This is a genomic window from Mycobacterium sp. (assembly GCF_035314665.1).
In the GTDB taxonomy this organism is placed as follows: Bacteria; Actinomycetota; Actinomycetes; order Mycobacteriales; family Mycobacteriaceae; genus Mycobacterium.
The window spans coordinates 15,339-34,740 of record NZ_DATFZD010000326.1 but is presented as its reverse complement, the minus strand read 5'-3'; the positions used below and the strand labels follow the sequence as shown (position 1 = coordinate 34,740).

General features: G+C 64.5%; 16 protein-coding genes and 2 pseudogenes. 10 read left to right on the top strand and 8 right to left on the bottom strand.

From position 1 onward, the window contains the following. Positions 1-291: pseudogene (locus VKI00_RS22550) on the bottom strand (NAD(P)H nitroreductase); the annotation flags it as partial. A 960-nt stretch (positions 292-1,251) separates the two neighbouring features. On the opposite strand from VKI00_RS22550, the gene VKI00_RS22545 reads away from it, so the two are divergent. From VKI00_RS22545 to VKI00_RS22525, 5 genes are all read left to right on the top strand, one after another. Continuing rightward, positions 1,252-2,367, top strand: a complete 1,116-nt coding sequence (locus VKI00_RS22545; protein WP_324441410.1) for a glycosyltransferase — start codon at positions 1,252-1,254, stop codon at positions 2,365-2,367. Continuing rightward, positions 2,364-3,386, top strand: coding sequence for a glycosyltransferase (locus tag VKI00_RS22540; RefSeq protein WP_324441408.1), 1,023 nt, complete (start codon positions 2,364-2,366; stop codon positions 3,384-3,386). Before VKI00_RS22545 ends, VKI00_RS22540 begins: the two co-directional genes overlap by 4 nt. Then, a complete protein-coding gene (locus VKI00_RS22535) occupies positions 3,383-4,879 on the top strand; it encodes a glycoside hydrolase family 130 protein (protein ID WP_414687263.1) in 1,497 nt (498 codons plus the stop codon). Before VKI00_RS22540 ends, VKI00_RS22535 begins: the two co-directional genes overlap by 4 nt. A 16-nt stretch (positions 4,880-4,895) precedes the next feature. Next, positions 4,896-5,312, top strand: a complete 417-nt coding sequence (locus VKI00_RS22530; protein ID WP_324441404.1) for a hypothetical protein — start codon at positions 4,896-4,898, stop codon at positions 5,310-5,312. 251 nt (positions 5,313-5,563) lie between these two features. Next, positions 5,564-8,425 (top strand): ATP-binding cassette domain-containing protein, encoded by a 2,862-nt coding sequence (locus VKI00_RS22525; RefSeq protein ID WP_324441402.1) that lies wholly within the window; start codon positions 5,564-5,566, stop codon positions 8,423-8,425. Positions 8,426-8,436: 11 nt separating this feature from the next. On the opposite strand, the gene eno is transcribed toward VKI00_RS22525, so the two are convergent. Next, complete coding sequence (gene eno / locus VKI00_RS22520) at positions 8,437-9,720, bottom strand: phosphopyruvate hydratase (RefSeq protein ID WP_324441400.1); 1,284 nt, start codon at positions 9,718-9,720, stop codon at positions 8,437-8,439. A gap of 70 nt (positions 9,721-9,790) precedes the next feature. Next, positions 9,791-10,528 (bottom strand): PAQR family membrane homeostasis protein TrhA, encoded by a 738-nt coding sequence (trhA, locus tag VKI00_RS22515; protein WP_414687265.1) that lies wholly within the window; start codon positions 10,526-10,528, stop codon positions 9,791-9,793. 162 nt (positions 10,529-10,690) lie between these two features. Between trhA and VKI00_RS22510 the strand changes: the two genes are divergently transcribed. Beyond that, positions 10,691-12,097: a HAMP domain-containing sensor histidine kinase gene (locus VKI00_RS22510; protein ID WP_324441396.1), complete on the top strand. Its 1,407-nt coding sequence runs from the start codon at positions 10,691-10,693 to the stop codon at positions 12,095-12,097. Here the strand turns inward: VKI00_RS22510 and VKI00_RS22505 are convergent. Continuing rightward, positions 12,079-12,747: a response regulator transcription factor gene (locus VKI00_RS22505; protein ID WP_324441394.1), complete on the bottom strand. Its 669-nt coding sequence runs from the start codon at positions 12,745-12,747 to the stop codon at positions 12,079-12,081. The two genes, VKI00_RS22510 and VKI00_RS22505, sit on opposite strands and share 19 nt — an antisense overlap. A 377-nt stretch (positions 12,748-13,124) precedes the next feature. Between VKI00_RS22505 and VKI00_RS22500 the strand changes: the two genes are divergently transcribed. The 4 genes from VKI00_RS22500 (at position 13,125) to VKI00_RS22485 (ending at position 16,623) form a co-directional block, all read left to right on the top strand. Next, positions 13,125-13,898, top strand: a complete 774-nt coding sequence (locus VKI00_RS22500) for an SDR family oxidoreductase (RefSeq protein WP_324441392.1) — start codon at positions 13,125-13,127, stop codon at positions 13,896-13,898. A 243-nt stretch (positions 13,899-14,141) separates the two neighbouring features. After that, a complete protein-coding gene (locus VKI00_RS22495) occupies positions 14,142-14,489 on the top strand; it encodes a hypothetical protein (protein ID WP_324441390.1) in 348 nt (115 codons plus the stop codon). Between the two features lie 484 nt (positions 14,490-14,973). Then, positions 14,974-15,951, top strand: coding sequence for an SDR family NAD(P)-dependent oxidoreductase (locus tag VKI00_RS22490; RefSeq protein WP_324441388.1), 978 nt, complete (start codon positions 14,974-14,976; stop codon positions 15,949-15,951). 243 nt (positions 15,952-16,194) lie between these two features. Further along, positions 16,195-16,623 (top strand): MarR family winged helix-turn-helix transcriptional regulator, encoded by a 429-nt coding sequence (locus VKI00_RS22485; RefSeq protein ID WP_324441386.1) that lies wholly within the window; start codon positions 16,195-16,197, stop codon positions 16,621-16,623. A gap of 12 nt (positions 16,624-16,635) precedes the next feature. Here VKI00_RS22485 and VKI00_RS22480 read toward each other — a convergent pair whose 3' ends face one another. The 4 genes and pseudogenes from VKI00_RS22480 to VKI00_RS22465 all read right to left on the bottom strand — a co-directional run bounded on the left by VKI00_RS22480 (position 16,636) and on the right by VKI00_RS22465 (position 19,354). Beyond that, entirely contained in the window at positions 16,636-17,016 is a 381-nt protein-coding gene (locus tag VKI00_RS22480) for a nuclear transport factor 2 family protein (protein WP_324441384.1), read from the bottom strand. Between the two features lie 9 nt (positions 17,017-17,025). Further along, positions 17,026-18,024, bottom strand: coding sequence for a zinc-dependent alcohol dehydrogenase (locus tag VKI00_RS22475; protein ID WP_324441382.1), 999 nt, complete (start codon positions 18,022-18,024; stop codon positions 17,026-17,028). Between the two features lie 21 nt (positions 18,025-18,045). Further along, a complete protein-coding gene (locus VKI00_RS22470; protein WP_324441380.1) occupies positions 18,046-18,423 on the bottom strand; it encodes a DoxX family protein in 378 nt (125 codons plus the stop codon). Positions 18,424-18,450: 27 nt separating this feature from the next. Then, positions 18,451-19,354: pseudogene (locus tag VKI00_RS22465) on the bottom strand (oxidoreductase). Positions 19,355-19,402 lie beyond the last annotated feature (48 nt).

The following is a 19,402-nucleotide window of genomic DNA, read 5'->3' as shown; positions in this document are numbered from 1 at the left end:
GGCGGCAAGATGTTTGGGGTCGGCCGGATTGGGGAACCGGCGGACCTTGGCTTGCCAACCCATAGCAGCCAATGCCACCACGCAGTGATGAAGCGCCGCGCCGCAGCTGAGCATCAGGTCCCGGCGGTCGGGGTCGGTGCTCGGCAGATGCCGGTCGAGATCGGCGTACAGATGCAAGCTGTCCGCGCCGATGCGCCACCGCCATGGCTGAGAGTTGTGCACCGAAGGTGCCCGGGTAGCCATCGACAAGACTGTGCGGATCGTCTCGAGCTCCGGAAAATGAGCGCTCACCAGAATACTGCTTTCTGTTGACACTTCTGACGTTCCCACACTCCCGGCGCGCCGCGGTTACGCCTAGAGGCGAAGGTCCCCCCTTCCCGGGACTTCTGCCGCCGTGACGAAAGCGGCACGGACCAGCGAACCAGAGTCTCTCCGCCGGAAGGGGTTTCGAGGCTCAACGCACCGTTTACTTGCTCGGCGCACTGACGCAGGTTGGCTAGGCCACTGCCGTTGACGCCGGCCGAGGGCCCTTCGACCCGTATCAGCAGCGGCTTACCGCCCCTCCAGCGGAATGGCTAGTCCTCGCCCTTCCGGGTGGACGGGACTGCGTTCGCACATCAGGACGGCTCCGGCCGGGATGGCGTTCAGCTATCGCAGCACGACGAAGGCAACGGCGACCGGGCCGTCACGGGCGCGACTGCGATCTTTCGCGTCGTTCCCTGAGCCCACGGAACGTTCGCCGGTTCTCCTCGCTGCTTAAGTTGAATGCTCCGCCGCTCTTGACGCCGTCAAGACCCGAAACGAAACCGCAGGTAGCGAGCGGGACTGAACCGGAACGAGGCGTAGCGAAACTGCAGGTAAGCCGCTATTCTGCCTGATCAAGGCAGGGGTTCGAGTCCCCTTAGCTCCACCGGTGCAAACGGCACTTCGACGGACCGTCGAAAGCACGTTGACGGCAACTCGATTCAGTTTCGCCTGCGTCGACGTCGTTCGACGCAAACAGCGAGTCCATCGAGTGCAGCACATCACGTTCGCACCCACGACCAAGCCTTTCGACCCGTGGGGGTGTAGCGTGAGGGATGTTGGTACTCCCAGCCGATCCGGAATGGCTCAGCTTCTAACGCTGATCTGCCTGAGCATCCGCTCAAGCCGGACACACCGGTTTTTTACCGCTCAGTCGGGATAATTTTGAATGCTCCATCGTTGTTTCAGCCGTTAATTGCTCCCTTTGGAATGCAACACTTTTCGTATATGCCGCGCTTTGGCATCCTCGGCACCTACTTGCCGACACCATGCGGCCTGGCGACCTTTAGCGCGGCCTTGGCAGGCGAATTGGCAGCTCGAGGCGCCGACGTCGATGTCGTGCGCATCGCCGACGGTGACGTCTCCGACGAGCCCAACGTCGCCGGCGAGCTCGTCAACGGCTCGGCTTCGTCCGTCGAGGCAACCTCCGAGCTCCTCAACCAGAGCGACGTCGCCGTCATCCAGCACGAGTACGGCATCTATGGCGGTCCCGACGGCGATGAAGTCGTCCAGATCATGGCCGGATTGCGCGTCCCGTCGATCGTCGTCGTTCACACGGTGCTCAAACATCCGACACCACACCAACGTTCGGTGCTCGAATCGGTGATGGCATTGGCCGATCAAGTGGTCGTGATGTCGGAGGTGGCCCGCCAACGCCTGTGCGTAGGCTTCGCTGTCGATCGCCACAAGGTCAGCACCATTCCGCACGGCGCGGCACTCCCCAGCACCAACGGCGTGCAACATCCCGACCGGCCGACCATCTTGACCTGGGGCCTGATGGGACCGGGCAAGGGCATCGAGCGGGTCATCGACGGCATGGCTTCGTTCAAGAATCTGCCCAACCCGCCGCGGTACATCATCGCCGGCCGCACTCACCCCAAGGTCCTCGCCGCGCAGGGGGAAAGGTATCGCGAAGCACTTGTCGCACAGGCGAAACGCCTTGGCGTCGCCGATTCGGTGTCCTTCGACGCCGTGTACCGCACCACCGAAGAGCTCACCGCGCTCATCCAGACGGCTACCGTCGTCGTCCTGCCCTACGACTCGAAGGACCAGGTCACCTCCGGTGTGCTGGTCGACTCCCTCGCGAGTGGCCGCCCGATCGTCGCCACCGCTTTCCCCCACGCGGTCGAGCTCCTCGGCAGCGGCGCGGGCACCGTCGTCGCTCACGACGATCCCGACGCACTGGTCGCAGCGCTGCGCCAGCTGTTGACCGATCCGCACGTCGCCGACTCCATGGCCACCGAAGCCCGCGGGCTCGCCCCGACGATTGCCTGGTCCGTCGTCGCGAACGCCTACGTCGGCGTGGCGCGACGGCTGCTGGTCACTCAATCGGCACTGACGTGACCGGCGCCGCGCCCACCCCGGTGTTCGCGCATCTGTTGCGAATGACGGACCATCGCGCCACCTTCGAGCACGCCTGCATGAGCGAGCCCCGCCGTGACGACGGGTACTGCACCGACGACATGGCCAGGGTGCTCGTCGTCACCACCCGCGAGCCCGACGCACCGGGTGCCGTGAAGGGCCTCGCCGGCAAGGCTCTGCAGTTCTTGAACGACGCCCAGTCCCACAACGGCTCCTGCCGCAACCGGATGGACCGCGCCGGAAATTGGACCGACCAGCCCACCACGGACGACCACTGGGGCAGGTGCATCTGGGGGCTCGGCACCGCCGCCGCCCACAGCGGCGTCAGCCTGGTGCGCCGACTGGCCGTGATTCAGTTCGAGCGCGCTGCCAAGGCCAGGTCGCCGTGGCCGCGGGCGATGGCGTTCGCCGCCGTCGGCGCCGCCGAACTCCTAACCGTCGAGCCCGGTAATTCCGCGGCCCTGCGACTCCTCGCCGACTACGCCGCCACCGTCGCGAGACCCAAGACCAAGTCCGACTGGCCATGGCCCGAGCCAAGGCTCACCTACGCGAATGCGATTCTCCCCGAGGCGATGATCGCTGCCGGCGTCGCGCTGGACGACCCGGACCTGAAACAGCGTGGCCTGGATCTGCTGGAGTGGCTGCTCGACTACGAAACGATTGACGGTCACCTGTCGCCCACCCCCGCGGGCGGCCGGGGACCGCAGGACAGCCGGCCCGCCTTCGACCAGCAGCCGATCGAGGTGGCCACCCTCGCTGACGCCTGCGCACGCGCCGCAGCCGCCGATCAGCGGGCGCTCTGGTCGGATGGGATCCGGTCGTCCGCCGCTTGGTTCCAGGGCGCCAACGACTCCGGGTTGCTCATGTGGGACACGGAGACCGGTGGTGGTTTCGACGGGTTGCTTGCCGAGTGCGTCAACCTCAACCAGGGCGCCGAATCGACCCTCGCGGTGATCTCCACCCTGCAACACGCGCGGTGCGTTTCGCTAGTCCCACAATGACTTTGATGCGCGCCGGGCTCGTCACCCGCGACCCTCACCGGATCGCGGCCAATTCGGCGCGGGTGATCACCCGGCTCTTCGTGCCCGGCCAGGAGGGCTTCGAGCTTCAGGAGTCCCGAGCGGGAGTGGTGCTCAAGCGCATCCTCGCACTGACCGAGGACGACGTTCTGTCGTCCCTGGACGACGTCATCATCCGCTTCGACGGACGCCACCGTGACCTCGTGGGCACGTTCCGTCGGCACGCCCGCGAGCTCGCCGACCGCCTGGATCCCGACCTCGACCTCTCCGATGCGCGAATACTGTTGCTGGGAGCGACCTTTACCAGCGAGTACGCCATCGAGGGGGCCGCGCTGTGCAACCCCAGCATTGTGGCCCACCCCGACCAGACCGACACGGCGGCAGGCAGCCTGCGATTCGTGATGAGCGTGCGGGGGATCGGGGAAGGACACCGCTCGTCCATCGGGTTCCGCACCGGTGTCGTCGACGCCGGGGGCCGGGCCACGATCGACGAGCCGACCCGCTTCGCCACCACCGGAAGCGTGTCGGGCGCGCTTCTTGAGGCCGCGGTGTTCCGCGACGAACTCGGCCGCATCGGGAATGCCGGCGATGACGCGAACTACGTCTTCAATGCACTCGGCGACCGCTTCACGCGATCCGACCTCGAAGCGCGACTCGAAAATCTCCGGGCACACCTGAGCACTCGCGGACACGGGGAGCGCGCGGTCGCCCTGATCCGCGCGATCGCCGCTCGATCCTATGCCGTCGAGTTCCCCAGCGACGTATCGGTTTCCGAGCGCGTGCTGTGGCCGTCGATGGAGGCCGAGCAGGCCGGCATGGAGGACGCCCGCTTCGTCCGCTTCGTCGACGACGACGGCTCGGCCGCCTACTACGCCACCTACACGGCCTACAGCGGATCCCACATCAGCCAACAACTGCTCAAGACCGAGGACTTCCAGTCCTTCACCTCCGGGCCGCTCGTCGGGAAGGCCGCGGCCAACAAGGGTTTGGCCTTGTTCCCCCGACGAATACACGGTCGCTACGCAGCCATGTCGCGAGCGGACCGCGAGACCAACACCGTCGCCTTCGCCGACCATCTTGCGGTCTGGACGAGCGCGTCGACCTGCCAGCAGCCGGCCGAGGCATGGGAAGCGGTGCAACTCGGAAATTGCGGCCCGCCAATCGAAACCGACGCGGGGTGGCTGGTGCTCACCCACGGCGTGGGACCCATGCGCACGTATAGCATCGGCGCGATTCTGCTTGATCTCGATGATCCGACCCGGGTGCTCGGCCGGCTACGACGCCCACTGCTCAGCCCCGCCCGCGACGAACAGAACGGCTACGTGCCCAACGTCGTCTATTCCTGCGGCGCGCTCGTTCACGCCGACACCCTGGTGATCCCCTACGGGATCGCCGACGGCGCCATAGGCTTTGCCACCGCCCCACTTTCGCAGCTGCTGGCCACGATCGTTCAGCAACCAGATCGCCCGAGATGAGGTCACCATCAGCACGATGAGAAGGTCCCGCGACAGAACGCGTAATCCGCTCGGCGAGTATGTCCTGCACATGGGTGCGGGATTCGTCGCCACGGAACGTCGGCACGTGCTGGAGGCGTTGGCCACGCTCGAGCCGCATCTGGGCCGGTGGGACCCACCTGACATCAGCCTGGAAGTCTCGTTGCAGGACCGCGGCCGCAAGGAGCAGCGCGTCACGTTGCGGACGACCTTGCCGGGTCTCCCGCCGCTCGTGGCCGTCGCCGACAACCGCGACATCACCCGCGCCCTTCACGAAGCCAAGCATGAGTTGATCCGGCAGCTCGAACACCAGAAGTCGGCGCGCGAACCCATCCACAATCGCAAGCTCGGCCACAACACGATCCGCCACCCGGGCACCTCGGGGAAGGGGCATCGCATCCCGCCTGCACCGTAGCCGTCCTGGTCAGGGTTTGGGTTCGAGTCCCCTTAGCTCCACTTAGAAACCGCAGGTCACGGCCCGGGGGACCTCGAGGCCAGCGAACTTCTCAACGAGTTCTCAGCGAACCGTTTGTAGGCTGGCGCTCCCATGCTCAGGATGCGTTGCTTGGCTTAGCGGGCAAACGCGTCGTGGGCTCGATTTGGTTACGGGGCAATATGATTCACGCGGTTTATCGGGATGATACCGACGACTGTCACACGCCGTCGATGAGCGGATTTGGTCAGGCTCGATCGCTACGACCCAGCGAACTGGCGCAGGCATCGGTGATGGGCGCTCTGTGCGCGGCGATTGCGATCATTGCGGTCGTCCTCCCGCACGCGGGTGGGCTGGGTCTGCTGGGCGCCGTGCCGATGGGGCTGCTGGCCTACCGCTATCGGATCCGCGTTCTGATCACCGCGACGTTCGCAGCCGCTGTGATCGGCTTCTTGGTAGTCGGCTTGAGCGGCTTCGGGGCGGTCGCGCTCTGCGCCTATGTCGGCGGACTGGCTGGAATCGTGAAACGCCGCGGTCACGGCCCGCGGACCGTCGCCGCGGCGTCCTTGGGCGCCGGTGTTGGCGCCGGTGCCGTGGTGGTTATCGCGTTGACCGTCCTGGCGCCGCTTCGGCAGCTGTTGTTCCACGCGATCACCGCCGCCGTGGACGGAGTTGCGACAGTCCTGGCGCGGGTGCCGCACCTGCACGCGGTCGGGCAGGAGGTCAAGCGGATCTTCGCCGCAGCATTGGATTACTGGCAGTGGCTCGCCCTCGGATTCGCCGTCGTCGCCATCATGGGCGCCTCGCTGATCGGTTGGTGGGCGCTCTCGCGCGTGCTGGAGCGGCTGGGCGGCATTCCCGATGTGCACAAACTGGACGCGTCGGCCGGCGCCGGACCGATCCAGCCGGTCCCGGTGCGGCTGGACGAGGTGCGCCTGCGCTACCCGGACACCGACTACGACGCACTGCCTGCGGTCAGCCTGGATGTGCGGCCAGCCGAACACGTTGTGGTCACCGGTGCCAACGGCTCCGGGAAGACCACGCTGATGCTGATCCTGGCCGGCCGCGAACCGACCTCGGGCACGGTCGAACGCCTTGGTGCGGTGGGTCTCGGTCAACTCGGTGGCACCGCCGTCATCATGCAGCACCCGGAAAGCCAGGTGCTGGGCACGCGGGTCGCCGACGACGTGGTGTGGGGACTGCCTCCCGGCAAGACGACCGATGTCAACCGATTACTTAGTGAAGTCGGGCTGGACGGCCTCGCCGAACGCGACACCGGTGGCCTGTCCGGCGGGGAACTGCAGCGCCTCGCCGTGGCCGCTGCGCTGGCGCGGGAGCCGGCGCTGCTCATTGCCGACGAGGTCACCAGCATGGTCGACCAGCAGGGCCGGGACGCACTGCTGGCCGTGCTGTCCGGTCTCACCGACCATCACCAAACCGCGCTGGTGCACATCACCCACTACAACAACGAGGCCGAGTACGCCGACCGCACAATCAATCTCAGCGACTCGCTGGATAACACCGCCATGGTCGAGACCGCTCCCGCGCCCGCGCCGACTGTCACGGCAGGACACCACTCTCACGCGCCGGTGCTCAAACTCGCAGGCGTCGGCCACGAATACGGGAGTGGCACCCCCTGGGCGCAGACCGCGCTCCGCGATATCAGCTTCGAAGTGCATGAGGGCGAGGGGCTGCTCATCCACGGCGGCAACGGCTCCGGTAAGTCGACGCTGGCGTGGATCATGGCCGGGTTGACGGAACCCACCACCGGCACTTGTCTGCTTGACGAGCGGCTCGCCTCCGAGCAGGTCGGCGCCGTAGCGCTGCAGTTCCAAGCGGCCCGATTGCAGTTGATGCGCAGCCGTGTCGACCTCGAAGTGGCCTCGGCGGGCGGCTTTTCGCCTGACGACCACGCGCGAGTGACCGCAGCGCTGGCCGCTGTCGGCCTGGATGCGGCGCTAGCGAAGCGGCCCATCGACCAGCTCAGCGGCGGCCAGATGCGCCGCGTGGTCCTGGCCGGATTGCTCGCGCGGTCACCGCGGGTATTGATACTCGACGAGCCACTCGCGGGACTAGACGCCGCCAGCCAGCGGGGTCTTGTGCGGCTGCTCGCAGACCGGCGCCGTGACACCGGGCTGACCGTTGTGGTCATATCGCATGACTTCGCGGGGCTGGAAGAGCTGTGCCCGCGCACTCTGCACCTGCGCGACGGTCTGCGGGCCCCGGCGCCGGTCGCGGCCCCGGCAAGTGAGTTGACGGCGCCCCCGCCGACGCAGCACCCGACCCGCCGCACACGTCGACCCGTTGTGCTGCTGCGCCCGGTGCCCGGGCGCTCCGTCATCCACGAGCTGTGGGCAGGCACCAAACTGCTTGTTGCCTTTGGCATTTCGATGTTGCTGACGTTGTATCCGGGATGGATGGCGATCGGATTCGTGGCCGCGCTGGTGCTGGCGGGAGCGTGGGTCGCCCATATTCCCCGAGGCGTGCTGCCGTCGCCCCCGCGCTGGCTGTGGATCATGCTGGCAGTCGTCGGTATGACTGCGACTTTGGCCGGCGGCAGTCCGCAGATTCAGGTGGGCACGGTCACGCTCGGTCTCGGCGGTCTATTGGAATTCCTGCGTTTCACCGCGCTGTCGGTCGTGTTGCTCGGGATGGGCGCGCTGGTGTCGTGGACGACCAACGTCGCCGAAATCGCCCCCGCGGTCGCCACTTTGGGTCGCCCACTGCGACCATTGCGCGTCCCGGTCGACGACTGGTCCGTCGCATTGGCGCTCGCACTGCGCACCTTCCCGATGCTGATCGACGAATTCCGGGTGCTCTACGCCGCTCGGCGGTTGCGGCCCAAAGAGACACCGCCCACCCGCAGGGCCCGTCTACGGCAATTGGGAACAGACGTGATCGACCTGGTCGTCGCAGTCATCACCGTGACACTGCGACGGGCCGACGAGATGGGCGATGCGATCACCGCCCGCGGCGGCAACGGTCAGATCTCGGCGGCGCCGTCGAAGCCGAAACAGGCTGACTGGGTGGCACTTTCGATCGTGTCGGCGGTGTGTGCGGCTGCTTTAACGGCAGGGCTGGTGTTCGGCGGCTGATTCGGCGTCGCTCAGAACCGCACCAGTGCCGGCACGTCTGCGAGCGCGCAATTGGGGATGCGTTCGGCCGCGCGCAACAGAAAGTTGAGTTTCTCGATGCGCTCGCCCGACCGCGGCGCGCCGTTCTTCTGGAACGGCGCGCCTAGTCCCACCGCTAGGTCCATCACAACATCGTCGATGACACCGCCGGACCGGCCCGACGGGATCGCCAGAATAGCGTTCTGCGAGGCGTATTCGAAGCAGTCCAGTGCTTGGGCGATGGTCCCTACCTGATTGGGTTTCAGGATGAAGCCGTCGACGGCCGAAGTCTTCACGGCCCGTTGCAGGCGTTCGCGGTTGGTGACGATCAGGTCGTCGCCGAGGATGATGGACCGATCGATGGTCTGCGTCGCTTTTGTGAACCCGTCCCAGTCATCCGCGTCGAGCAGGTCCTCGATGAACACCATCGGGAAGTCCTCCGACAGCGTGCGTGCGTAATCGATCAGGGCCTCGGCGGTCACCCGCTCGCCGTTGAACGCGTAGGTCTGCGTGCTCTTGTCGTACACCTCGCTTGACGCACAGTCCAGTGCGAACGCCATGATGTCGGCACAGCCGGCGCGCTCGACGGCCTCGGACAGCACCTCCATGACGACACGCGGGTCGCTGGACGGAGCGACGTACCCGTACGACGCGGCGATCAGCGGCGGGCGGCCAAGCCGTCGCGCAAGCACCTCTCCCAGCACCCCGAACAGAGTCACACCTTTTTCGACCGCCGACTCGATGGAGTCGGCGCGGTAAGGCACGACGAGGAACTCGTTGAACGTCTGGAAGACACCTCCGTGGCGGCCGCCGTTGATCATGTTGAAGCTGGGCGCCGGCACGGTGGTCGGCGGTTTCATTCCCAGCAGCCCACCGACATAGGTGGACGTCGGAATGCCCGCCGCCGCCGACGCCGCGCGCAGTAGCGCGATCGATGTGGAGTAGATGGCGTTTCCGCCAAGCCGGTGCTTGTCCGGCGTGCCGTCGAGCTCGATCATGACCCGGTCCAGGGACCGCGGGTCGTCGAGTTCGGCGCCGACAAGAACGGGAGCGATTTCGTCGGTCACGGCCGAGACGGCGCGGTGCACGCTCAGCCCGTTGTATTCGGACCGGTCTCCATCGCGCAGGACGAACGCCTCGTGCGCGCCGACCGAACTGCCGGTCGGCGATGCGCCACGGCCGACATGGCCTGTGTCAGTGGTGATTTCAACCTCCACCAACGGACGGGCCTTGCAGTCCAGCACTTGGCGAGCGACTACGGATGCGACCTTCATCAACGAACTCCCACGACACGGGAGCGCCAGCCTACGAGCATGCCGCTGAGAAGCCGTTGGGAAGCTGCATGTCTTAGAACACCGTGAGGCAGACCGCCACGAAGTGGCAAACCGCCGCGACTGCGGTACACGCGTGAAATATCTCGTGATAGCCGAAGGTCGCGGGCCACGGGTCGGGCCAGCGTAGTGCGTAAAACACCGCGCCAAGGCTGTAAAGGGCGCCGCCGATCGCGAGCAGTACCGCCGCGGCCACGCCAGCGTTATGCAGGATCGTCCCTGCGTACGAAACCGCTACCCACCCCAGCAGCAAATAGAGCGCCACGCCCAGCCAGCGCGGAGCGCCGGGCCAGAACACCGTCAAACCAACTCCGGCCAGCGCCCCGCCCCACACGATCGCTAATACCTGATGCCCAGTCGACGGTGGCATGTCCAGCCTGGCGAACGGCGTATAGGTGCCAGCGATGAACACAAAGATCATCGAGTGGTCCAGCCGCCTCATCCGGCTCCTGGCAGCCGTCGAACCCCAACTGACACGGTGATACGTCGCGCTTACGGCAAACATCGCCACGATTGCCAGCGTGTAGGCCAACGTTGCGTGCCCAGCCCGGGTCGATACCACGGCCCACGACACCGCGACCAACGCCGAACCGGCTACCAGCGCCACATAGGCGCAATAAAGGTGGATCCATCCGCGCAACCGTGGCTTGCTTAGAACACTGGCCCCGGACTCGGCGAGCCGTCCGGTGCCGTGAAAATCAGAGGTCGGTCGGCGCGCCACGGACTGGCGGGCCGCATCGATGTGGTGGCTCAGCATCCCCCATCCCTCCCTTGCGATCGCCATCAACATGGGAGCGCCACGGTATGAGAAGGCCGCTGAGAAGCCGCTGAGGAAGGCATTGAGCTGGGTGTCCGGCACCAAAGGGAGGGTGATTTCGCTGTTCTCAGCCGGCTATTAGCCCTGCAGAATCAGACTATGTCGGTGTCTTCCCGGCCGCCGCGGCGAAGTGAGCTTGTTCGCCTGCTGCGCCTGCCCAGTTTGGGTATCCCTGCTCGCTCAGCCGCAATCTCGGCGGTGGTCGTGCTGGTCGTCCTTGCCTTCGCGGGCGCGGCCTTTGACCTGGTCTTGTATCGGTCGTTGTTAGCGGGTGTCGACGACGCCACCGCGGGCAGAGTTCGCGCCATTGTTGACGCCCTGCATTCGGATTCGCCCGACCATCTCGACAGCGTGCTTCTCACCACCACCCAGCGCGTGGTCGCGGTCCAACTGATTGCCCCGGACGGCAAGGTGGTCAAGCGGGCCGGGTCGGCGCCTGCGAAACCTCTGGTACCTATCACGGAGTTCAACTTCAACTTGCGCCGCGGCATGTCAGACGATGCGGTGCCCGACGACGACATGCGGGTGAGCGGTCAGCGGGTCAACACTGCATCCGGTGAGTACACGGTGCTCGTCGGCGGCGGTAGCGAGGCGGTCGAGGCGACTGTGCGGATTGTCGCGCTGCTTGTGGCTGGCGGCGCGCCGATCATCAGCGGGGTGGCAGCAGCCGCCAGCTACCGGCTCGTTCGCCGGTCACTGCAATCGGTGGACGCGATTCGCAGCAGGGTGGCTGAAATCTCAACCTCCGATTTGGCTGAACGGGTACCCGTGCCAACGAGTCGTGACGAAATCTCAGCCCTGGCAGTCACCATGAACGAAATGCTGGCGCGCCTGGAAGCCGGCCACCGAGCGCAACAGCAGTTCCTCAGCGACGCCTCTCACGAACTGCGTAGTCCGCTGGCCACTATCATCTCCGGCTTGGAAGTCGCCGAGGCGCATCCGGAACTACTCGATGCAGAATTGGCCATCGACACCCTGCTTCCCGAGGCGCACCGCATGCGGGTGCTGATCGAGGATCTGCTCTTGCTGGCCCGCGCCGATGAACGAAACCTGATGGTGCGTAAGGAGAAGGTACCGCTTGATGAGCTCGCCAAACTGGAGGCCGCTCGGGTTCGGCGCGACGGCTGCACTATCCACACCGCAATCTCTGCGGCGCGTTTGATCGGCGACCGGGCAGCGGTCTCGCGGGTGGTTCGCAATCTCGTGGATAACGCTGTGCGCCATGCGAAATCGCGTGTCGACATCCATGTTGGCAGCCAAGACAGCAGCGTCGTACTCACCGTCAGTGATGACGGCGGAGGCATCGCCCCGGCCGACCGAGCCCGAGTCTTCGAACGGTTTGTCCGCCTAGACTCAGACCGTGCCCGCAGTGGCGGAGGGACCGGCCTGGGCTTGGCGATCGTCGCCGAGGTCGTGGCCGCGCACGGCGGCACGGTCAGTATCGACGACCGCCCGGGCGGCGGAACCTGCGTAATCGTGACGTTGCCTCAACAAACCAACCGGTAGCCGACGCCTCGGATCGTCTCAATGGTGTTGGTACCGAAGGGGACGTCGATCTTGCGGCGTACATATCCCATATAGACCTCAACAACATTGTCAGGGCCCTGATAGTGCGCATCCCACACATTGCGCAATATCTCGGCTTTCGTCACCACCGTGTCCTTGTTGCGCATCAGAAACTCAAGCAGCCCATACTCACGGGGAGTCAGCGTGATTGGGGTCGAATCGCGTTGGACCGTGTGCCGAGCAGGATCCAGTGACAGCGAACCAGCGGTCAATACCGTAGGCCGCTCGGGCGCACCGCGACGCACCAACGCGCGCAGGCGCGCTACGAGCACCCTGAACGAAAACGGTTTCGTCAGATAGTCATCCGCCCCAAGATCGAACGCATCGGTCTGGTCGTACTCGCCATCTTTTGCAGTCAGCATGAGCACCGGTGTCCACACTTCCTGCGCCCGCATTCGACGCAGCACCTCATATCCGCTGTGGCCGGGGAGCATGATGTCGAGCACCACGACGTCGAAGCTATTGTCGATTGCCTCGCGCAGGCCCTCGACGCCCGTGTCGACGGAGACGACGACGAAGCCCTCGGCCTTCAAACCTCTTGACAGGGTCGCCGACAATCGTGGTTCGTCCTCGACGAGCAGGACTCTCATGCCGGTACGCTACTTCGCGGGCCGTGTGGGCGGAAGATCACGGCGAATCGGGCGGGTCTGGCAGCGGCGGATTTGGATTCGCTGGGGCTGCCCTCGGCATCGCCAACGGCTTTTCGAGGTTCCTTCGTCGGCAAACGTCAGCGGTTGCGACCACCTCGCTGGACGAGCCAGAGGGTTATCGCGACGGAGGCAATGACGGCCCCGACGAGCAGGATGTTTGTCATCCAAGCAATCTATCGGGAGGCGGGGAGCACGTCGGTCAAAGACGTTGAAGTTTTACTGCGAACGCCTTGGCAACTGACCAACACCTGGCCAACCCCAACCGCTGAAGCCTGCCGCTGAGTACTCTCAAACGGACTGTGCTGAAAGGCAGCTCAATGGATTTAGGCTTGGATCACCGCACGGCGTTGATCTGCGCATCGACATCGGGTTTGGGGCTGGCAACCGCGCAGGCGCTTGCTGAGGAAGGCGCGACTGTCGTCATTAACGGCCGGTCGGCCGCCCGGGCGGAGGACGTGGCCGTCGGATTGCCCGGGGCGGTTGCGGTCGGATGTGACCTTGCCGGCGAGGGTGGTGCTGGGAAACTGTTCCACGCTGCGACTGACAAAGTCGGCGATATCGACATCTTGGTTCTCAACGGGCCGGGTCCGCCGCCGGGGCGTGCGGTTGACATTGAGGCTGGTGCCGCCGATTCGGCAACAGCGACATTGCTTATGCCGCAGCTGGAGTTGGTGAGATTGGCCCTTCCTGGCATGTCGGCGAAGCGATGGGGACGCATCCTTAGCATCAGCTCCACCAGCGTCGTGGAGCCAATACCCAATCTCGCATTGTCCAACTTGGGCCGCGCTGCGCTATCGGGATATTTGAAGACCCTCGCTGGAGAGGTTGCCCCGCTGGGCATTACGGTCAATTCGCTTCTACCGGGCCGTGTCTCGACACCGCGAACTCAACAAGTCGACAAAGCCGTCGCGAAGGCCTCTGGCGTCTCGGTCGCCGAGGCCGAGCAAGAAGTGTTTCGCCAGATACCCATGGGCCGCTACGGCCAGCCCGAGGAATTTGGCGCCGTCGCCGCCTTTCTCTGCAGCGCGCAGGCGTCGTATATCACTGGCACAGCGATCAGGTGCGACGGAGGAATGGTGTCGACGATCTGAGTCCTCGTCGGGGTGAAGTCTGGCTGGCCCAAACGAATCATAGAAATCGTTCAGCCGGGTCTCAGCAAGGTCGGCTGTGATGGTAGGAGTCAGTTCGGACACCTAGCTAGGGAGCGCGACCAGTGGACACCGAGACCGTGGACCGCCAATTCAGTGCTCTGCAGCAGCAGGCGCAACAAACCGGAACGTTGATCCAAACGCTCGCCGGCAAATTGTCCACCGCATCCGCTGCGGGCGACCCAAATGCCCGCGAATGGGCATTGGACCTCAAGGAGATCGGCGTTAGCGATCCGCGACGAGCAAAGCACGACCACGGAACTTCTGCAGGCGATTCACGCGCTGGTTGACAACCACGTCGCTGCCACCGAGCCGTCCGCACCGCCGTACTACCCGCCGACCGCCCAGTACGCCCAACCGCCGCAATACGAACCTCAGTACCAACCCCAATACCAACCGCAGTACCAGCAGCCCGCGCCAGCTGGCGGGGGGTTGCAGCGGTTCCTTGGCGGGCGGTTTGGCCAGGCGATCGTCACCGGCGCGGGCATCGGCATCGGTGACGACATTGTCAACAGCATCTTCGACAGATTCTGAGCTGCAACGGTATTCAGACCGGCTCGGCACGATGGGCCATGCGGTAGCAACAACTTTGAACGCCTTCGCTATCGCGTTCGAGAGCCGGTGAATCCACCGTTAATGAGACAGGCCCGATACACCCGTCCCTGCGGTAGATGGTTGGTGTGTCTGGGGTGTGTTCGAGCGTAGGGGCGGTCTTGCCAACTGCTAGGAGCGCTGCCTTCACAAGGGCCCCCAAACTTCGACTGTTGACTGCTTTTAAGATAGTCGTCACTATCTAAAGGATCTTGCTCGTATCGAGAGAGGTACGGACGTGCGCGCTGTTGTCATGTTAGGCACGCCGTCCGGACTGATCGACCACTTATGAGCGAGGTGGCCCCGGCCAGAATCGGTTTGCTCGTCGATTATCTCGACGAGCACGGAGGCTTCGACGAAAACATCCTCGACTCGCTCCCTCCGTTCGTACGCGGCGGGCTTCCCCTAGAAAGAGCAGGTTATTGCCATGACCGACCTGAGGTTTGACGACAGAGTTGCGGTTGTCACCGGCGCCGGCGGGGGACTGGGCAAGTCTCACGCGCTGCTGCTGGCCTCGCGTGGAGCGCGCGTGGTGGTCAACGACATCGGAGGTTCGGTGACCGGCGAGGGTTCGGACGATGGTCCAGCTCAGCAGTTGGTCAGTGAGATCAGAGCCAACGGCGGTGAGGCCGTCGCTGACGTCAACAGCGTCGCGACCCCCGAGGGTGGCGCGGCCATCATCAAGACCGCGATGGATAACTTCGGGCGGCTCGATATCGTCGTGAACAACGCGGGAATCCTGCGCGATCAGACTTTTGACGCGATGACGATGGATCTGCTGGATCCTGTTCTCGACGTTCATCTCAAGGGAGCATTCAACGTGACCAGGCCGGCATTCGTGATCATGCGCGAGCAGGTTTACGGCCGGGTGGTCAGCACCTGCTCGGCGTCGGGAATCCTGGGCTCTCCGCACAAAAGCAATTACGCCGCAGCGAAAACCGGCTTGATTGGCTTCACTCGAGTCATCGCAGCCGAAGGAGCGGCGCACAACATCAAGGCCAACGCCGTGAGTCCAATCGCCTACACCCGGATGCTTGCTCATTCGCTGGAAGGGCCAGAAGCTGATGACCAGTTTGGTCCGCAGGCTGAAGAGGTAAAGGAACAGCTGACCAAGATGTTCACCGATACGCTTGCCCCCGCGTTGGTGTCACCGGTAGTCGCCTTCCTCGCACACGAGAACTGCCCGGTTTCTGGCGAGATCTACACGGCGGGGGGAGGTCAGGTTTCGCGGTTCTTCATCGGCAGAACCAAGGGATATTTCAACCGAGACCTGTCCATCGAGGAAGTAGCCGACCACTTCGCAGAGATCCGTGACGAGACCGACTACACGGTGATGAACGATCCTGCCGAGGAAGTCGGCCAAGTCTTGACTGCGGTCACCGGGACCAACACGACAGTGAAATAGGCAACTTCATGCGCGCGGCTTCGCCGCACCGGTAGGCGTGAGTGCGACAACCGGGATGGTCCGCGAGGTCTTGCGCGCATACTCAGCGAATCCCGAATAACGCTGGGCCTGCAGCGCGTACTTGTCGGATACTAAGCGTGAAAAGTCCAGCAGAAAGATCGTGAAATGCCACGTCCTCGCCGCTCACCGGCTGCCGACAGCCCGTGGCTGTCCGCGTCACAGCTCCGCGCCTGGGTTGCCTATATGCGCGTCCAGTTGCGGATGAACTATGAGATCAACCGCCAGTTGCAGCGTGATAGCGGTCTGTCGTTATCCGATTATCACGTACTCAACGCTTTGAGCAATGCGCCCGAACACAAGCTACAGGTCACCGATCTCGCTACCTTGATCGGCTGGGAACGTAGCCGGCTCTCTCACCACCTGCGGCGATTGAGCGACCGTGGGCTAACCAAGCGTGTGCAGTCCACCGAAGACGGGAGGGCGACTGATGCGGTGTTGACCAAGAAAGGCATGAATGCCATGGTCGACGCGGCACCCGGTCACGCGATGCTGGTCAAGAGATTGTTTTTCGAACCGTTGCCCGACGAACTTGTCGCTCCGTTTACCGCGGCGCTGGAACACATCCAGGCGAGCCTGAACCTCAATGCTTCGCTGCCCCCCGCGCCGCTGTAGGCGAGCGGGCCGTTAGGGCGCGAGTACCGGGTTGACGTCCATATAGATGCGGTAATCGTTGACGACTCCATTGTGTACTCCAAAGACGTTGCAGCAGGGCAAATTCAGCTCGCGGCCGTCAAGTCGCCGGTAATACACCTCCATGAGCGCGACCACCATGCCGTCGTCGACCTCCCACAGGTCGAGGATGGTGTGGCGCAGATCGGCGATCGCATCGCGAAAAGACTGGGCTGCTGCAAGCAGTTCGGATTGGGTGTCGGTCGGCGCGGAGTTTCCGAAACGGAAGTGCACGTCCGCCGCCGTGAGTGTGGCGATGGCGTTGTGGTCTGCGGCGTCGACGGCGCGGATCAACGTGCGCACCAAGTCGAGGTGTGTGCCTGGTTTGTCGGTCATGTCCTGCTTTCAGTTCGGTGCGATCAAAGCCTTCATGATTCGGCCGGCCCGCAATTCCTCGAAGGCAGCCAGAGTGTCGGGCAGTGGTGTGACGACGCTGGTCAGGTCGTCCACTACGAGCAGGCCGGTCGCGAGCAGGTCGATCGCGCGGTCGAATTCGTCTGTGTAGGTGTAGGACCCGCGCACCGCAATCTCTTTGAGCAGTATGGTTGCCGCGTCCAGTCCGGTTCCCGCGCCCGAGCCGACCACGACGAGGGTGCCGCGCGGTGCGAGCAGACTCATCGCGGACGCCGTAGCCGACTGATTGCCCGAGCATTCGATCGCCACATCGACGGTCACGTTGGCGTCGGCAGCCTCCTCGGCGGTGATCACTGTGGCGTGCGATTTGGGCGCGAACGCCGCCCGATCGGCGGCGGGCTCCATAAGCAGAACACGTCGCGGGGCTTTGAGATACGCCAGTCTGCACGCGAGCTGGCCGATGGGGCCGCCGCCGGTTACCAGCACGGTCCGTCCCCGCAGATCGCCGGCCTGCTCCACGGCGCGCAGGGCGGTCGCGGCGGGTTCGACCCAGGCCGCGTCCCGTGCGGACATTTCTGGTGGGATGGCCCGCAGGTGGGACGGAAATGCTGCCATCAGCGGCGCGAGTGCGCCGTTGGCTTGCAGACCCAGTGCCGTTTCGAGGGTGGCCTGACGACAGAAGTTGGGCCGCCCCGATCTGCAGAATTCGCAGACCCCGCAGACGTTTCCGTTAGGGTTGACCGCGACTCGTTGACCGATGCTCCAATTCGCCACGTCGGTGCCGACGGCGACAATCCGCCCGGTCGATTCGTGTCCCATGATGCAGTCGCCGAGGTAGACCTGCGGCAGTTGTGCTGCGTGCAAATCGCTTCCGCAGATGCCGCACAGCTCCACTTCGACGATGACCTGGTCGGGTCGCAGTGCTGGCCGTGGACGTTCTTCGAGGGCGATTTTTCGTTCAGCGGTCAGTACCACTGCCGGCATCGTCATGGCTACAACTTTCCCGGAACGTCAGGCAAACGGGTACGGTCCGAACCTGCCCCATGCAACGAACACGGCCAGCGCCAGAAGTACGGCATTGACTCCGATATTCATCGCTTCCTTGCGGCGCGCATGAACGCTTGCCGCGCCCAACATCACGAAGGCCAAGCCGACCGCGGCCAACGGGACAAGAATTGGGGCGATGTGAGTGATCGCAGGCACGATCAGCCCCGCCGCGCCGAGCAGCTCAATGACTCCGATCAATCGAATGTTGGTCGGCGTGTAGTCGGCCGCCCAACCTTGACCAGAGCTGACGAGCTTGTCCTTGGGAACGAGTAGCTTCATCAGCCCGCTGCCCGCGAAGCTCGCCGCCAAAACAATCGCGACTATCCACAGCGCTTGATTCATATTGCCCTCCTTGACAGATGGTGATACTCAGTTCTGTTGATGCTGAACCGATTCCAGTTCGCCGAATGCTGTGTTGAGACTGGCGACGTCGTCGTCGCCCAACGACAACGCACCAGCGGCAAGGTTTTCGGTGAGGTGGCCGCGAGTACGCGTCCCGGGGATCAGCAGCACGTTGTCAGCGATCGCCAGCAGCCAGGCGAGAGCGAGCTGGGCCGGCGTCGCACCGTGGTCGGCAGCCACGCGGTTGACCACTGGATTAGTCCGAATGGCGTGATGTTGTTCCTTGGGCCAGCCCAATGGACAGAACGGGACGAACGGGATGCCCCGGGCGGTGCACTCCTTGAGCACTGGCGCCGAAGACCGATCCGCGAGGTTGTACGCGTTCTGTACGCAGACGATGTCGGTGACTTCGAGCGCCATCAGCAACTGCCGGTGAGTGACGTTGCTGACCCCTACACCTGCGATCAGACCTTCGTCCCGCGCGGTCACCAATGCGCCCAGCTGCTCGACGAACCTTTGGGTTGGGCACCTCCTTGTCCAACACGCGCAGGTTCACCGCGGTGAGCTGCTCGACATCGAGCGTCGCAAGGTTTTCCTCGATGCCGGCGCGGAGCTGATCGGGGTCGTCGTACGGCAGGACACCGCCGGAATTGTTGCGTCGCGCAGCAACCTTGCTGACCAGGGCCAACCCGTCGGGGTAGGGGAAGAGTGCTTCGCGGATCAACGAGTTGACCACGCCGGGCCCGTAAAACTGGGCAGTGTCGATGTGATCGACACCGGCGTCGATGGCGGCACGCAAGACCGCGAGCGCTTCTTGAAGATCTCGGGGCGGACCGTAGACGCCGTCGCCGGCCAATTGCATCGCTGCGTACCCCGCGCGCGACACCGTTTTGTCGGCCAGGCGATAGCGATCGCCCGTCGTCGTGTTCATCGTCGGTGCCTTCCGCAGCGATTGCCGGCGTCGACGCCGTTATCGCGC

Excerpts from the sequence above, each read along its gene's own strand:
- VKI00_RS22530 (WP_324441404.1), top strand. The coding sequence starts at position 4,896 with ATGAGAAGGTCCCGCGACAGAACGCGTAATCCGCTCGGCGAGTATGTC.
- VKI00_RS22545 (WP_324441410.1), top strand. The coding sequence starts at position 1,252 with ATGCCGCGCTTTGGCATCCTCGGCACCTACTTGCCGACACCATGCGGC.
- VKI00_RS22485 (WP_324441386.1), top strand. The coding sequence starts at position 16,195 with ATGCGCGTCCAGTTGCGGATGAACTATGAGATCAACCGCCAGTTGCAG.
- VKI00_RS22475 (WP_324441382.1), bottom strand. The coding sequence starts at position 18,024 with ATGACGATGCCGGCAGTGGTACTGACCGCTGAACGAAAAATCGCCCTC.
- VKI00_RS22500 (WP_324441392.1), top strand. The coding sequence starts at position 13,125 with ATGGATTTAGGCTTGGATCACCGCACGGCGTTGATCTGCGCATCGACA.
- VKI00_RS22495 (WP_324441390.1), top strand. The coding sequence starts at position 14,142 with ATGCCCGCGAATGGGCATTGGACCTCAAGGAGATCGGCGTTAGCGATC.
- VKI00_RS22535 (WP_414687263.1), top strand. The coding sequence starts at position 3,383 with ATGACTTTGATGCGCGCCGGGCTCGTCACCCGCGACCCTCACCGGATC.
- VKI00_RS22505 (WP_324441394.1), bottom strand. The coding sequence starts at position 12,747 with ATGAGAGTCCTGCTCGTCGAGGACGAACCACGATTGTCGGCGACCCTG.
- VKI00_RS22470 (WP_324441380.1), bottom strand. The coding sequence starts at position 18,423 with ATGAATCAAGCGCTGTGGATAGTCGCGATTGTTTTGGCGGCGAGCTTC.
- VKI00_RS22480 (WP_324441384.1), bottom strand. The coding sequence starts at position 17,016 with ATGACCGACAAACCAGGCACACACCTCGACTTGGTGCGCACGTTGATC.
- VKI00_RS22490 (WP_324441388.1), top strand. The coding sequence starts at position 14,974 with ATGACCGACCTGAGGTTTGACGACAGAGTTGCGGTTGTCACCGGCGCC.
- VKI00_RS22510 (WP_324441396.1), top strand. The coding sequence starts at position 10,691 with ATGTCGGTGTCTTCCCGGCCGCCGCGGCGAAGTGAGCTTGTTCGCCTG.
- VKI00_RS22525 (WP_324441402.1), top strand. The coding sequence starts at position 5,564 with ATGAGCGGATTTGGTCAGGCTCGATCGCTACGACCCAGCGAACTGGCG.